The sequence below is a fragment of the Bacteroidota bacterium genome (assembly GCA_020161395.1).
Taxonomy (GTDB): domain Bacteria; phylum Bacteroidota; class Ignavibacteria; order Ignavibacteriales; family Ignavibacteriaceae; genus UTCHB3.
In genome coordinates this window covers 378,554-393,428 of the sequence record JAIUOE010000001.1, presented here as the reverse complement: position 1 = coordinate 393,428, position 14,875 = coordinate 378,554, and the positions used below count along the sequence as shown (strand labels likewise).

Sequence of the window (14,875 nt, the reverse complement as noted above, 5' to 3'; positions counted from 1 at the left end):
ATTTTGTAAGTTAATTATATGAAAATATATGATTTATTGAGCAAGCTGAAAATTTCCGCTCTACTTCTTCTGCTGTTTACTCCGCTGATTCTTGCCCAGCCCAAATTGGACAGCGTTCTTAAATCAATACAGGCCCTCGACGACACTTCCAAAGCAGGTATTCTCTCCCGCATCTGCTGGGACAACAGAACCAATAACCCCTCACTCGCCCTGAAATTCGGCTGGGAGGCTCTCGGTATTTACGAAAAGCTCGGTGATTCGAAAAACAAAGGTTTGATACTCGACTATTTCGGTGTAATTCATTCGGAAACTGGGAATCTGGACTCTGCCTACTACTATTACAATGAGTCGTTCAAGTATGCAAAACTGGTCGGCGACTCTACTCAGATAGCCTACTCCTACAACAATCTTGGTGACTATTTTTTCAAAAATGCACTCTACTCTGCCGCTCTCGAAAACATGATGCATGCTTTTCATATTTTCGAAAATATCGGTGACAAGCAAGGAATGGCTTATGCCCTCAACGACATCGGTGAGGTGTATCTGATACAACAGGACTATGCAAAAGCTCTCGATTACTTTAAAAGATCTGCAGCTCTCAGGCTCGAGAGAGACGACAAAAGAGGTTATGCAAAATCCCTCATTAACATCGCAAATGCCTATACACAGCTCGGAGAACTCGACAAAGCCAAAGAATCTTTTTTAAAGGCAATTGAAAACAGCAAAGCGATAAACTATCTAAAAGGCGTCAGCCAGGCGCTCCGCGGTATGAGTGAGGTATACTTTAAAAAGAGAGAACTCAAAACCGCTCTTGAATATTCCCGGAAATCGATTGAAATCGACATAAAAATTGAAAACAAGTACGGGGAGATAATAAACACCAACATAATGGCAAAAATTTACATGGAGCTTGGAGATCTGGTTGCCGCACAAAAATCCCTCGATTTTGCAAAATCAGAATCTGAAAAAACGGGTCATCTGGATCAACTGCTCGTCGTTTACGAATACCTGACCGACCTTGCTGTGATGCAGGGTGACTACAAACAGGCTTATATCGCTCTGAGAGAACATGCACTTCTGAAGGACAAAATATTCAGTCAAACTACATTGAACAAAATAGCAGACCTCCAGACTGCTTTCATGACCGAAAGAAAAGACCGGGAAAATGAAGTGCTTAGAAAAGATGTCGAATACCAGAAGGTGACAACCTCTTTCCTGATCATTGTTTCCATCCTCGTCATCGGCGGAATTCTCCTGATGATTCTTCGTTACAAATCGGAGAAAAAAGCCAAACTTCTTTTGGTGGAATTAAACTCTTCAAAAGACAGGTTCTTTTCCATTCTGGCTCACGATCTTAAAAACCCCTTCTTTGCGGTAAAAAATCTTGCCGAAATTTTGCACGATGATTATGAGGAGATGGACGATGAAGAAAGAAAGGACATGGCAAAGTCGATTAACAAAACATCGGGACATCTTTCTCAACTGCTGAACAACCTTCTTACATGGGCAAGGGCTCAGAGGGGAGAGCTTGTGGTCAACCCCGTCGAGTTGAAAGTCTCTGATATATTTTCCACTGTTATGGAATCATTTGAATCTTCTGCAAGTGCCAAGAATATTAAAGTGATGATTAAATTGCCGGAGGATGTTGGTTTTACAGGCGACAGATATATTTTGGAGACAATTCTGGGTAATCTGCTCAATAATGCCATAAAATTTTCATATCCCGACAGTTCCATCCAAATGGAAGCGACAAAAAAATCTGACTCCCTGGAGCTCTCTGTTCTTGACCACGGGACAGGAATGGACGAAAATGTTCGACAGTCACTTTTCGATAACAGTCTGAACGAGTCAACCTCGGGGACCGGAAACGAAAAGGGAACGGGTCTTGGCTTAAAACTGGTTAAAGAACTCGCTGATATTCACAAATGCAAAATATCTGTCGAATCGGAACCGGGAAGAGGCAGCAAATTTACTCTTGCCGTACCTTTGTGAGCAGATTCCTGCAGGCTCTTTAAAATAAAAAAGTCCCCGTTTCAGGGGACAAAACTGGCGGAGGGGGCGGGATTCGAACCCGCGGTAAGGTATAATCCCTACGACGGTTTAGCAAACCGTTGGATTAAGCCACTCTCCCACCCCTCCGGAAACAGGATAAAGTTAGACCACAAATATATGTCTTTTCTGTCAAAAAGAAAAATGGAAAGTTGGTCGCCCGATTTTACCAATCTTTAAATGATCAATAACCGGTGATTTAACACTTTTTTTTCAGTCTTGTATCAAAAGAGCCAGACCGATTCTGAGATGAAAACCGCCGAAAGAACCCTTGGTCTGGTCAGAGAAAGAGTCGTAAGATGTATTGGTGGCATCATAGATATCGCTGAAATTGGCATCAAGAAGACCGAAGTTATAGGACGGATGAATAAGCAGCGCAAACGAACTTCCAATGCCGATCGCAATCTTCCCTCCGATTCCCATATTGCCGATCATACCCACATCTCCCGATTTTGATTGAGTGTTGGTGCGTGTCTCGAAACTCATGGTCTGAAGATTCGCCTCAACATATGGAAAAATGAGCCCGAAATTCTTTTCAGAGGCGACCACTACTCCCGTGCCGATCATGAAATTGCCTACACTGATATCCACTTCTCTAAAGGTGCCACCACCTGTGGTCCTTAATGGATCAGTTTCAGCCCTCAATTGACCTTTGTGGGACGAGTAACCAATATCGAACGCTATTCCCATGGCGAATCCAAGATTGATGTTCCATCCAGTCATTGTTCCGAGTGATTCCATCTTCTTTGTCAGGATCGAAGAACGGGTGGTGTTGTACCTCTCAACGAATCCATCAAGCCCCGAAGATTTGGTGAAAAAGAAATCAGGACCACCGGATATTATCATTTGCGAATAAACCGGAAATGCGATCAAAACGAGTAAAATGAATTTTTTCATATATGGCTCAAAAATGTTTTTAAATTAAATTTAATATAACAGATTAGATTTTAAATGTAAAGTATTAAATATTGGCTGTGACGGGAGATGCGCAAACGGTTTAATGCTGTTCCCTTGCTTAAATCGGGTGACCTGTCAAATAGAAAACAGAAAAGGGCAGCCGCCTTAGAGACCGCCCTTATTCCAAGTTTTCAGCCTGTTAACGATAGTTTGGTACGGTGTTCTTCACGGCTCCTTTTTTATAATAAGCAGACGATGTAATGCACCTGTGGAGAGGGTCTGACTTCTCCCCCGAGAGCTCCTCGTTTATCGGAATTTTACCGTTGACAACCGGGAAGGTAAAATCGACAATCGGATTCCACTGGTTTTTATACTGGTCGCTTGCATAGATCACAATTCTGTACTCGCCGTCCTTGGCCATTACTTTCGGTTTGAAATCCATTGTGTAGGCAACCGATTTTCCGAATTTTCTTGTTTGACCCGGGTAGCTGGTAAAATGATCGTACTGTTCAGGACCTTTTGTAACCAGTACCTCACCATTTTTGATCACTTCCGATCTCAGCTCCATGGTTCGCTCGTATCCGTCATTGTTTTCCCAGAACCACTTCACATCGGTTGGACCTGCAAACCAGAATGACACAATACCTCCGTTTGAACCGTCATCTTCATAGATGTATGCAATGTCCTGCCAGGGACCGGTGCAGGCATACCTTGCCTTTCCGGCTTTCACGGTTTTAGTGATTTCGAAAGGAGTTTCCCAGATCAGTTTCCCGCCGGCGTAGATTTCAAGTTTATAGTTTGCCGGTGCGAAGACGGGCAGCTTGTCGAAAGCTGTGGTTGGGTGACCTGTTGGTGAGAATTTAAGACAATCTGTTACTTTTGCCCATTCACCGTCATAGTTGGCGGTAAACTGCCATGTTGCATCTGCAACGATCTTACCATTCATATCTTTGATGGTAGTTTTTAGTTCTTCCCCGCTCTGCATCCCGAGAATATTCCATACAGTCTTGGGATACCATCTGCCGTCATCCATAAAATTGAGTATGGATTCTGTGACGGTGGTAAGTGTCGGACCCTTTGACCCGGCACTTGAAACACTATTAAACGCGACCAGAATCATGAACGAAAACAGTAACAACCTTTTCATGTTTCACTCCTCGAACAAGTTTAAGTTAGGTCGCCCGTAACTTAATAAATTTATCGGAAAAAAGGGTGAAACGGGAGGATTTTTTTAGAGGACGCAGATACACGCGGAATGGACGGAAGAACGCAGAGAGGATTTTGAGCCCTTGTGGCGACATGTGTGTAGGAACGCCGATACACACAGATTAGAGGGAAAAACGCAGATGTGGGAATTAATCAAGCATAAATTACTTTGCCAAAACAAAAAACATCCTGGTTGAGGTAAAGTCGGGGAAAATCATTAATTTCTGAATAGTAAATTTTCAATTATTGATCTTTTAAGAACTAAGCATCTTCCGACCATGGCTTTGGAAAAAGAGCTAACACAACTGTTCCAATACTCCTTCCCAAAATGTCCCGTCATACCAAGCGAAGTTGTTTTTACATTTCTATAATATCGGGTGATAAACGCAAGAAAAAATTGCGTTTATTGCAAAAAAAACCGAATTTCGACTTGTTTGGGGCTAATACACAAAAAAAAGGAACATATATCCAATGTGGAGCCGAAAGGACTTAATCACTCTCCCTCAGAGCTTTAATCAGTCCCTTAAAATCGGGAAAATCTTCCGTCAATTTATCAGCATCGAGCATTTCAAGGAGAGCTGTCCCGTGTCTCACTTTGTGGTACTTGCCCTTTTTCGAGTCCCGTGTCCACTCCTGTAATTTTTCATCGGGATTTTCAAATTCGCTTGCGTGTTTCTTTGGGATTTTTTTTGTGAGATCGGCTTGATAGAATTTATCGAGAATATCGGGTTGGGAAATAAACCAGGCTTCCATTTCCTGTACCATATAATAAATGCTATCTCTATATTCTTCAAACCTGTGCATCTGAATGTCTTTTTCCCGGGTTTCATCCGGTCCATCAAGATCACAAAGCAAAACTGAATTACTGCTGTTAAGGAACTTGTCAATTGCCTGTGATTTCCCGTCTCCCATCACAATTCGGGGCATATTTCTGCCAAGTTTCTTCCTTAGTAATTTGTTAAAGCCCTCTCTCAAGTTACCGTTTTTAGTGTCTGCTGTTCCCTCAATAATTAATCTTTCTACCATCTGTTCCCCCCAAGGTCTCCTGTTCGCCACATCTTTCCTGGTGAAAACTGTTGGTACCATCCTTTAAAGTCATCGTCGGAATATCTTTTTACAGTAGTTGAATTCGCTTTGTCCTTCTCAAATATCAAGATATCCCTGAGGTCGAAGTTGTCAAGTAAATTCTCGGAGTGAGTTGATATTATAAACTGTGTCTCCGGTGATTTTTCCTCCAATAACCGTGAAATGCCGCTGATCATATCAGGGTGTAAACCCAGTTCAGGTTCGTCAATACATACTACTTTTCCCCTGTTGTTATTGAGTAGAATTGCGAGCAGGCATAAATAATGAAGTGTACCATCACTGATGTTGGTTACATGGATGGAGCCCTCAAGATTCTCCTCTCCGAGCATCAATTCAATGTTTCCACCAATAAAGTTAAAGTCAATTTCAGTGAAAGCGGGGTTTATATCTTTGAGCAAATTGATGATTCTGTTGAAGCTACTCTTGCTGTTTATCTTCAAAGTATTTAGTATTTGAGGAAGATTCGTACCGGTTGGAAGAAGTCTTTCCTCCGAGGTGGGAAGAGTTGGTTTCCTTATCAGACTTGTAGAGGTGGTATCAAAATAGTGGTAGACCTCCATATCGGCAATGGCACTTCTTATCGTTGAGAGAGCTGAGTATCTATCGGTATCAAAAATTGATGAGAGTGCCAGTTCCTGACCTGAAACAAAATCGTGATATTTGACCGGTTTTGTCTTTTGCCCGTTATTTTCCACACCTTCGCTTAAGACACCACTTCCTGCCTCAAAATCCAACCAAACAAACCCCGATGAAGATTCGACCCTCTCAAGAACATAATAATTGGAGGAAGAGGGGAGTTTTTTGAGTGTAATTGTGTAAACAATGTCATCTACGAACTTAAATCCTTTTTCACCAGCCACTTTACCATCGAACACAAATTTTAATGTTGTAGAGTAATCAGGAAGATTCGCATTTGCAGCTTTGAATAAGATGTTATCCATGCCTCCCATCTTGTTAAAAACAAAATCTTTTAACCGTTTGCCGGATACCCCTTCTTTGAGCAGATCGAGAGCCCGGAAAAGATTTGATTTCCCGGCTCCGTTAATTCCCACCAAAATATTGAGTCCGGAATTAAAATCAATAGTCAAATCTTTAAAGCTTAAAAAATTTTGTAACCGGATCTGCTTAAGCATCTCTATTTCTCTCGTGAAATTGTTTATTAAGACACCCAAAATTACAAAAATCTGCCCTACTTGCCCAACACAACCTTAAACGAGTATTTCAGCGGTTCGAAGTTCGGTCTTTCACCACCACCGGGACGGGTGCCGCCGTGGTTTCCTTTTCCGCCGCCGCGACCCATGCCACCGCCACCGGGTCTTCCTTCACCGCCGTCACCTCCCATGCCGCCACCGGGACGAATGCCCTCCATTTCGAATTTTCCTGTTTCAAATTTAAGGGAAATGTTGGATGGTGTTTTGGAGAAGAGCCTTTGTGAGATATCATCACCCGCGAGAGGGATCTGCATTTCGACAACAAACTGGCCCTGGTTCATCCCAAAACTGCCTCTCAAATACTTTCCTTTTGATGCTTCTGAAGTGTAGATTGGATATTGATCTTTTGTGATTACCTGAATCTGGTCGTTGATTCTCTTCAGGGCTGAGACAAATTCAGGGAGCTCGGGTAGTTCTTTTTTGTTGCCGGCACCGCGGATTTCCCTCAAGTCCTCGGTAAGTGGTTTCATCGGATATTTAATCCCAAGTTCTTCGCCGTCATCACTCTTTATCCAAAGTGTAAGTCCCTGCATTAAAATTTTCATCGCATTTGCGCGGTCGGGAGTAACAACAAGGATGTAAAGTGACTGTGCATCATTTTTGAATCCGAATGCCATTTTTCCGTCATCCACTTGAGTCAGATTGCCGGTCCAGTCGCTTCGCTCACCATTCACCTGAACAGGGCTGTCGGTTTGTTTGCTCATCACTTCGACTGCAGAGGAACAGGAGGTAAAAAGGAATGTTGAAAATATTATGAGTGAGTGGAAAATCAGGGCGGTTATGTTGGGTTTTGACATTATTCTCTCGATCTTTTTTATGAAAGTTAGACCGTTACAGGGAAATGAAAGTTTAAAGAAAATGGAGCAGTTAATCAATAATTTCTTTTATTTGCGGTCAAAATATTAACAAAAAGGCAAAACATTGAACAACAGAAAAGTCGCAATAATTGGAGCGGGGAACATCGGTTCCGCGATTGCATTGGGCATAAATGAGTCGAAACTGATAAAAAGTGAAGACATCATCGTCACCAGACGGAGCCTTGACGGTTTGAAAAAGTTTGAAGAGATTGGCATGACGGTAACAATCGACAACAAAAAAGCTGTTGCGATGGCTGATCTGGTAGTGGTGGCGGTTACACCCAAGGAGTTGAACGGAATTCTTGAAGAGATCGATTCTGCACTCGTCGAGGGGAAACACGAAGTGATATCGATTGTCTCCGGCGCCTCGGTCAGGGATATGAAGTCGCATCTGACCAAAAGGGTGCCCGTTATTCGCGCCATGCCCAACACTGCAGTTGCGATAAGGGAATCGATGACCTGCCTGTGCGGCGATGCCGACGATAAGGATGCACTGGAGAGGGCGGTAAAACTGTTTGAACCATTGGGAGCAGCCATTGTAATCAGAGAAGACCTTATGGTACCTGCAACCGCCCTGTGTGCCTGCGGGATAGCATTTTTCCTAAGGGCGGTTAGGGCGGCATCACAGGGTGGAATCGAGATCGGATTTCACGCCGAGGATGCACTCTTTATGGCAGCCCAGACAGCCAAGGGAGCAGCCTCGCTTCTTCTTCAGAAGGGAACCCACCCCGAAGGTGAAGTGGATAAGGTAACCACTCCCCGTGGCTGTACCATAGCCGGACTGAACCAAATGGAACACTCGGGATTCAGTTCCTCGCTTATTAAAGGTATTGTTATATCAGCAGAAAAAGCTGAAAAACTCTACTCATAAGAGTTCGTCCATATCGACAACCATTGTAAGGTCACACCCGACGGCAAAATCATCATCGTGAGTGATAACTGCAAGAGTACCGGGATATGAACCGATGGCTCTCTGCAGCATTTCGATTCCGGTCAGGTCGAGATTGTTTGTCGGTTCATCCAGTATCAGAAGGTCAGGGGGTTCGTTAAGAGAAACAAGAACCCCCACTGCTGCCCTGATTAGCTCACCCCCGCTTAGAGAACCAGTCAGTTTGTGACAGTCGTCGCCATAAAATCCGAGTCGTCCGAGTCTTATTCGCGTTTCGGTCTCGTTAAATTTGCCTTTATTTCCCGAGGCTGCATTCTCGAGTATCGTTTTTGACCTGTCGAGGAAGGAAAGCTTCTGGTCGAGATAAACCGTGTTTGCGGGAAGAATGTGTATATCCCCGATGACATTCGTTATATCACGGGTGAGCACTTTACAAAAAGAGGATTTCCCCGAACCGTTCGATCCCGTTATCCGGATTCTCTCACCGCGGGAAATTGTCAGGTTCAGAGGAAAATTCCAAAGTACCTTCTCACCAAAATTGATATTTAACCCGGTACAGCCAAATACAACCGATGATTTTTTACCACCTGATGAAAAATCGAAGGCGGTTTTTTTCTCTTTCCTTATTCTCTTTTCTGCTCCGGCAATATCTTCTTTCGCTCTCTCGATTTTGGCAGTATGAGCCTCAATTTTCTTTTTAAGGGTTTTTTCACCGGTCTCTTTCATTTTGCCGAGCATAATTTTAGGGATCCCCGAATTTTTTTTCGAATCTCCCGCCCGTTTGCTTTTTGCCGCCTGGTCGTGAATTACAGCCTCTGCCCTGGAAATGTCATTGTTCAATTTCCGCTTTTTCTCCTCAAACATTCTGATTGCGGCTTCTTTTTCCGTGTCAGTAATTTCCTTGTACAAGTCGTAATTCCCGCCAAAAATCGTGATACCTGCTTCCGAGATTTCAACGATTCTGTCGACCCTTCTCAGCAATTCCCTGTCGTGTGAAATAACAATCAGTCCTTTATTTTTGGGGAATTCTTCGATAAATGAGAAAACGGCATTCCGTCCATTTTTGTCGAGGTGATTTGTCGGCTCATCGAGGATTATAAAATCGTAATCATGCATGAAGAGGGAGGCGAGGCGGGCTTTTATGATCTCACCTCCGCTAAGAGTGGAGACCGGAGAATCACCCGAAAAACCGGTTAATCCGGTCTTTGCAAGTGCCTTTTGAATTTTTTCCTCAATTTCCCAGTCATCGTCAAGTGCAACAAAATCCGCCTCCGTTCCGTATCCCGCGGTGATCCTGAGATAAGAAAGATACTTGAGCTCGACACCCAGGAGTGAGGCTATGGTATCACCTGAGGATTCGAAAAACTCCTGTTCAAGGTATATGAGATTATCCGGACGGGTTACACTTCCCGAAGTGGGAACGATTGAACCGGTGGCAATTTTGGCAAGCGTGGATTTCCCTGAGCCGTTGCTGCCGACAAGACCCGTTACGCCGGGATTGAAGGAGACGGAAATATCGGATAAAAGGGTGAAACCGTTTGGGAAAACAAGCGAAATGTTTGATAATGAGATTCGGGACATAATAACTCCATTGCTAACATGAATTGTTAATTGTGTTTAGCGGTGACGGGGAGTTATATTTTCACTTTATGTCCTTTTTGGAAATGATTACAATTGCAAAATTAAGATTTTAAAACAAAAATCTGAAAAATTTTCGGTTGAAAGGAATAATTTATCAACCGGCGGCGCTAACGGTTGTAAAAAAGAGGATGATAGCTATTAAAATAAGTGCGATTGTGAGTAATACTGTTTTCATTGCCGTGGTCTCATGCTTGTTATTGACTACATGTTTTTAGACCAGTACAACTTGAAAAAGGTTGCAGAGGGGAACGGAATTTTTTTCGCTCCCCTTACAAAAATCATTTCATCACATTGATGAAGAGAATGGCGAGTGTGGCAATGTTTCCTATGATTCCCAGCACGAGAGCCGTATCAGTAAGGTAGGACCAGAAGGAACGCTGAGGCTCTTTTGGAACATAGATATAGTCACCCGGTTCCAGAGTCCCTCTAAAATCTTTTGCAGCGTGCCATTGTTTGGTGTTCCCTTTGATTACCATGATGTCATCAGGATTCGCATAGTCGTTCAATCCCCCTGCCTGACGGATGTAATACTGAAAATCCATTCCCGGGGAGTATGGAATCCAACCGGGATATGGAACCTGCCCGACCATGTTTATTCCAATCGGAAGACTGGAGACCACAATGATGTCACCCATCTGGACACGATAATTTTCATAGAAAGTCCTCAGGGTGTCATTTTTGACGGTCAAATCTATCAACTGGCTGTTGTTGTAAAAATTCAATTGAGCTTCGAGTTTGAGGTATGAGGTATCCCTCTCGTTCAGACCCGAGAGTCTGTAAAGATTGAGAAAATCGAGAGAACTCAGCTCAGCCATAAATTTTTGAATATCCACGACATTTTTATCCTCCTGCATATCCACCTTTTCTCTTGGAGCATCTACACCATAGTATGCGCGGATAACGCTTGAGGGGAGGTTTTTGCTTTTAAGGAGACGGATGTTATTAAGAGAAGCCGTTGGAGTCAGTCCCCCTGCGAGTTCGAGTGCATCCTTGAGGGTCTGCTGTTTTCTTCCAAAAGGGACATAACCGGGTCGGTTTACCTCACCAATAACAAGGATTTTAAAGTCATCCATAAATGGTTGTTCATCACCAACCACAATTCGGTCACGGTTTTGCAGTTTAATGTTTGAATTGGTTGCAACTCGTATTTTTTCCATTTTGGTTCTGTCGTAACTCAACCTGTAGATGGTAGTGGAGTCGTAACCCTGAAAAGCGGAGCTGTTTCCGAGTGCGTAATAGATGGCATCCTGCAGATTGTCACCTTCAACGAAGTGGTACCTGCCCGCGTTGTTTACAGCCCCCTCAATCTCGTAATAGATTGCCTTAAAATCGGCAATCGGAAGGATGATCACATCATCGTTTTTAAGGTAGGGGTTCTGGTTGACATCACCATTAATCCGGAATTTTTGAATGTCAATTGTGAGAATCTCACCCGTTTCCCTCTTCAATTTTATATTTCGGAGGCAGATGGTGGCTTTTTCCACAGCAGCATTATACATTACTCTGGTGAGGAACTGGTCGACTCTCTCACCGGGCGCTGCGGGAAAAGAACCTGCAAGCTGAGGATTCCCAACGATGCTGACGCTCAGCTTCCCCTCGTTAACTCCCATAGGGGTTTTATCCTTTTGCGCCATTAGAAGAGGCGACAGCAGGAAGAGCAACAACAGAAATTGCTTCATCAACTACCTCTTTCCATAGAGTTGTGAATAATATTTTTCATATTCGCCTGAGATGATCCGTTGCCACCATTCCTTGTTGTTCAGATACCAGTCAATAGTTTCACCGATGGCGGTTTCAAAGGAAAATTCAGGAGTCCAGCCGAGTTCGGTTTCAATTTTTGTGTTGTCGATGGCATAACGGCGGTCGTGTCCGGGTCTGTCCTTCACATACTCGATCATCTCTTCGCCTTTGCCGAGATGATTAAGAATGAGTTTAACGATTTCTATGTTGGTCATTTCATTTTTTGCACCGATATTATAGACCTCGCCGGGTTTGCCTTTTTCGAGGACAGTCTCAATTGCGTAGTTGTGGTCGAGAACATAAATCCAGTCTCTCACATTCAGACCGTCGCCGTAAACGGGAAGTTTCTTGCCGTTGAGGGTGTTTATGATCATAAGGGGGATAAGTTTTTCGGGGAACTGGAAAGGTCCGTAGTTGTTGGAGCATCTGGTTGTGAGCACGGGCATGCCGTAAGTGTGGTAAAATGCCTGAACCATCATATCGGCGGCAGCTTTGCTCGAAGAATAAGGGCTGTTTGGTGAGATTGGTGTGGTTTCGGTGAAGTAACCGGTAGCTCCAAGTGAGCCGTACACCTCATCGGTGGAAACCTGAAGGAATCTCTCCACTTCAAATCTGCGGGCAGTTTCGAGCAGTACATTGGTTCCGATTACATTGGTTTCATAAAACACTTTTGAACCGAGGATGCTTCTGTCGACATGTGATTCTGCAGCGAAATTGACGACGAATTTTATGTTATACTTCTGAAAGACATATTCAACCAGTTCTGGATTTGCAATGTCACCTTTGACAAATCTGTAATTTTTATGATTTTCAGAAGCTTTAAGATTTTCGAGGTTGCCTGCGTAAGTCAGTTTATCGAGATTTACTATAAAAATGTCATCTCTTTTTTTCAAAAGTGCATTAACAAAATTGCTGCCGATAAATCCTGCGGCTCCTGTAACCAGAATGTTTTTCATACTAAGAATAATCCTTGAAATTTAGATAATTAAAAAATCAATAAAAGAAAAGACCGGCGAGTACACCAACCTGAATAAAGAAGGAATTGCCCTTCACATCATTTGCGGGAAAATTATTAACCGCCACTCCATTGTCAGCCTTCCATGTCTCGCCAAAAAGGGAGAATGAGTAACCAGCCCCTACTCTTAACGAGATCAGCGGGTGAAGAAGGATGTCTGCGTTTAGAGTGGGAGCCAAAACCATGTAGGTGTTGGTATATTTTCTCCCGAGGCTTTGGGTGGTGCCAAGGGGGTCGTCTTTGAAAGTTGTGAGGTCGGTGTTCCAGTCAACAGCTCCCTTGTGTCTGTAAATATCAATTTCCTGACCACCAATTCCAACTATTCCGCCAATGGAAAGCGCCCAGTTCCTTATGAATGGGAGTGAATATTCGAGCGTGACACCTGCAAAAGAATTTGAATAGCGGGTTTCTTTTTCGAATCCGTTTACCGTACCTTTTGAAGTGGTGCCCGAGGTCATTCCGATGCCACCGAGTCGAAGGTGTTTTACGACCCCGATATAGACAAATCCGCCTCCGCCTGAAAAATATGACGATTGTGAGAGGTCGGGTGTGCCAAATCCGGCGAGTGCACTGTTCAGTTTTGCGAGATCGGTGAACATTATACCACCGAAGTAACCACCACCTCCACCGAACGGTGCATCGAATGCAGGGGCTCTCTCGATCGGTTCGTAGTCGTCATCATCCGTATTTTGAGCCCAAACAACGCCAAGTGAAATAAAAAGGAGGAGTAATAATTTCTTTAACACAAATGCCTCAGTTTTCTGATGTATAATCTAAATAAATGTTGTAATTCCACTTGTCGAAGTAGAGGTTACCACCTCTCCATTCAACTTCACCCCGCTGGAAATCGACTGTTTCACTTCGCGGGTGGATTTTTGCCGGGAAGAATTCTCCCGAAAAATCGTCATTCACTATAAAATGGTAGTTATCAGTATTTCCAAGATAGTAATATCTGACAACAGGATCATCTGAAGGTTTCAGTTTGAACGATTGATCAACGGGAATCCATCCTGTCTCATTAAAGTAAACCTCTGCCCAATCGTGAAGGTTCACCTCCGGAGGGTGGAGCATCCAGCCACTCTGCCATTTCGCAGGAATTCCGTTCATTCTGCAGAGTGTTATGAAGAGGAGGGACTGAATTCCGCAGTCGCCATGCATGTTTTGGTGGCAATAGGACGCGATATCGGGAATAGTCGAGTATTCGAGAGCCCCTGCCCACGGGATATTGTCGTTGATCCACTCATAGATCAATTTAAATTTCTTTACAGGTTCGGTTTCAGTTCCGATAATCCTCCCGGACAGAGCCTTCAACTCATCCGTGAACGGGATATGCGGCAGTCTTTCGGCAGTATAAATGTCATAAAGGTCGGAAGTGGTGTCGATTGTGTATTTTTTCGTAAAATCGATGTTGTTAAACTCCGAGTAGGACTTAAATTTATACTCCACTTCAAAAACCAGAGGGCTGTCTTTTTCAGCGGGAGCCTCCAGATAGATCGACCGGTGTGTCGCTGTATAAGGGGCGATCACAAAATTTTCATAATTTGCCGAGATAAATTCAACACCCGTCTGTCTGTCACGAACCTCGGCGGGATAGGGGAGCCAGCAACGCACAATTTCACCCGGTGGCACTGCATTTGGCTTAACAGTCAGGGTATATTTTACCTTTATCGTTACGGGATTAACGAGTCTGGTCTCCCTTTTTTTGCTCTCTTTTATCACATCGGGGAGCAGATCCAGCAGGAACTCATCGAGCAGATCGGGTGATTTCCCTTCAACTTCCTCCCACCTTTTTTTTGCATCCCTGTCAATTCTGAAAAGGTTTCTCGCTGCGAGTTTGAAGTATTTTTTCTCACCATCAATCAGCTTCACTTCGAGAGCCCTTTTTGCTTCCCATGCATCCAACTGTTCATCAGTAACGGCAGGATAATATTTAATGAGAAAAGCTTTAACTTCCTCTCTCGATTTGGTAAAATCTTTTTTTATCCTTTCCATAAGGTCGAGCGTGAACCTCAGGTCATAGACCTGAGCGGGCGAGAGTTTATTGTCGGAAAGAAGGCTGTAAATTTCTGAAGCAGCTTTCTTAAACTCTCCGTTTTTAAACAGATCATCAACATTTTTGAAACCTGATTGTGGAAACGATTCAATTGAGAGTAGCATCAAAAAAAAGACCGCTGTTAAAATTTTCATTTGGTACCAAAAAAATGGGTGACTTTATTCAGTTTAAACCTTGTTCTGTAACTTTCTGTCATACAGACACAAAATTAAACAACTTGATGTAATAACT

General features: G+C 43.5%; 12 protein-coding genes and 1 tRNA gene. 2 read left to right on the top strand and 11 right to left on the bottom strand.

What is annotated here, in order from left to right:
* Nucleotides 1-36 precede the first annotated feature (36 nt).
* Nucleotides 37-1,992, top strand: a complete 1,956-nt coding sequence (locus LCH52_01590) for a tetratricopeptide repeat-containing sensor histidine kinase (protein MCA0387166.1) — start codon at nucleotides 37-39, stop codon at nucleotides 1,990-1,992.
* 55 nt (nucleotides 1,993-2,047) lie between these two features.
* On the opposite strand, the gene LCH52_01585 is transcribed toward LCH52_01590, so the two are convergent.
* The 6 genes from LCH52_01585 to LCH52_01560 all read right to left on the bottom strand — a co-directional run bounded on the left by LCH52_01585 (nucleotide 2,048) and on the right by LCH52_01560 (nucleotide 7,246).
* A tRNA-Ser gene (locus tag LCH52_01585) sits at nucleotides 2,048-2,139 on the bottom strand.
* Between the two features lie 123 nt (nucleotides 2,140-2,262).
* The gene (locus tag LCH52_01580) at nucleotides 2,263-2,946 is read right to left on the bottom strand and encodes a hypothetical protein (GenBank protein ID MCA0387165.1); all 684 of its coding nucleotides are present in this window, start codon (nucleotides 2,944-2,946) and stop codon (nucleotides 2,263-2,265) included.
* Between the two features lie 199 nt (nucleotides 2,947-3,145).
* The gene (locus LCH52_01575) at nucleotides 3,146-4,093 is read right to left on the bottom strand and encodes a hypothetical protein (protein ID MCA0387164.1); all 948 of its coding nucleotides are present in this window, start codon (nucleotides 4,091-4,093) and stop codon (nucleotides 3,146-3,148) included.
* 548 nt (nucleotides 4,094-4,641) lie between these two features.
* A complete protein-coding gene (locus LCH52_01570; GenBank protein MCA0387163.1) occupies nucleotides 4,642-5,178 on the bottom strand; it encodes a DUF4276 family protein in 537 nt (178 codons plus the stop codon).
* Entirely contained in the window at nucleotides 5,172-6,371 is a 1,200-nt protein-coding gene (locus LCH52_01565) for an AAA family ATPase (GenBank protein MCA0387162.1), read from the bottom strand. Before LCH52_01565 ends, LCH52_01570 begins: the two co-directional genes overlap by 7 nt.
* A gap of 56 nt (nucleotides 6,372-6,427) precedes the next feature.
* A complete protein-coding gene (locus tag LCH52_01560) occupies nucleotides 6,428-7,246 on the bottom strand; it encodes a hypothetical protein (protein ID MCA0387161.1) in 819 nt (272 codons plus the stop codon).
* 124 nt (nucleotides 7,247-7,370) lie between these two features.
* On the opposite strand from LCH52_01560, the gene proC reads away from it, so the two are divergent.
* Nucleotides 7,371-8,177 carry a pyrroline-5-carboxylate reductase gene (gene proC, locus LCH52_01555; protein MCA0387160.1) on the top strand — a complete coding sequence of 269 codons (807 nt, stop codon included), beginning with the start codon at nucleotides 7,371-7,373 and terminating at the stop codon, nucleotides 8,175-8,177.
* Here proC and LCH52_01550 read toward each other — a convergent pair.
* The 5 genes from LCH52_01550 to LCH52_01530 form a co-directional block, all read right to left on the bottom strand.
* The gene (locus tag LCH52_01550) at nucleotides 8,172-9,776 is read right to left on the bottom strand and encodes an ATP-binding cassette domain-containing protein (GenBank protein MCA0387159.1); all 1,605 of its coding nucleotides are present in this window, start codon (nucleotides 9,774-9,776) and stop codon (nucleotides 8,172-8,174) included. The two genes, proC and LCH52_01550, sit on opposite strands and share 6 nt — an antisense overlap.
* Nucleotides 9,777-10,114: 338 nt before the next feature.
* Nucleotides 10,115-11,515, bottom strand: a complete 1,401-nt coding sequence (locus LCH52_01545) for an SLBB domain-containing protein (GenBank protein ID MCA0387158.1) — start codon at nucleotides 11,513-11,515, stop codon at nucleotides 10,115-10,117.
* A gap of 3 nt (nucleotides 11,516-11,518) precedes the next feature.
* Entirely contained in the window at nucleotides 11,519-12,532 is a 1,014-nt protein-coding gene (rfbB, locus tag LCH52_01540) for a dTDP-glucose 4,6-dehydratase (protein ID MCA0387157.1), read from the bottom strand.
* Nucleotides 12,533-12,569: 37 nt separating this feature from the next.
* Nucleotides 12,570-13,337 (bottom strand): hypothetical protein, encoded by a 768-nt coding sequence (locus LCH52_01535; GenBank protein ID MCA0387156.1) that lies wholly within the window; start codon nucleotides 13,335-13,337, stop codon nucleotides 12,570-12,572.
* Nucleotides 13,338-13,344: 7 nt separating this feature from the next.
* Nucleotides 13,345-14,778, bottom strand: a complete 1,434-nt coding sequence (locus LCH52_01530) for a transglutaminase domain-containing protein (protein MCA0387155.1) — start codon at nucleotides 14,776-14,778, stop codon at nucleotides 13,345-13,347.
* Nucleotides 14,779-14,875 lie beyond the last annotated feature (97 nt).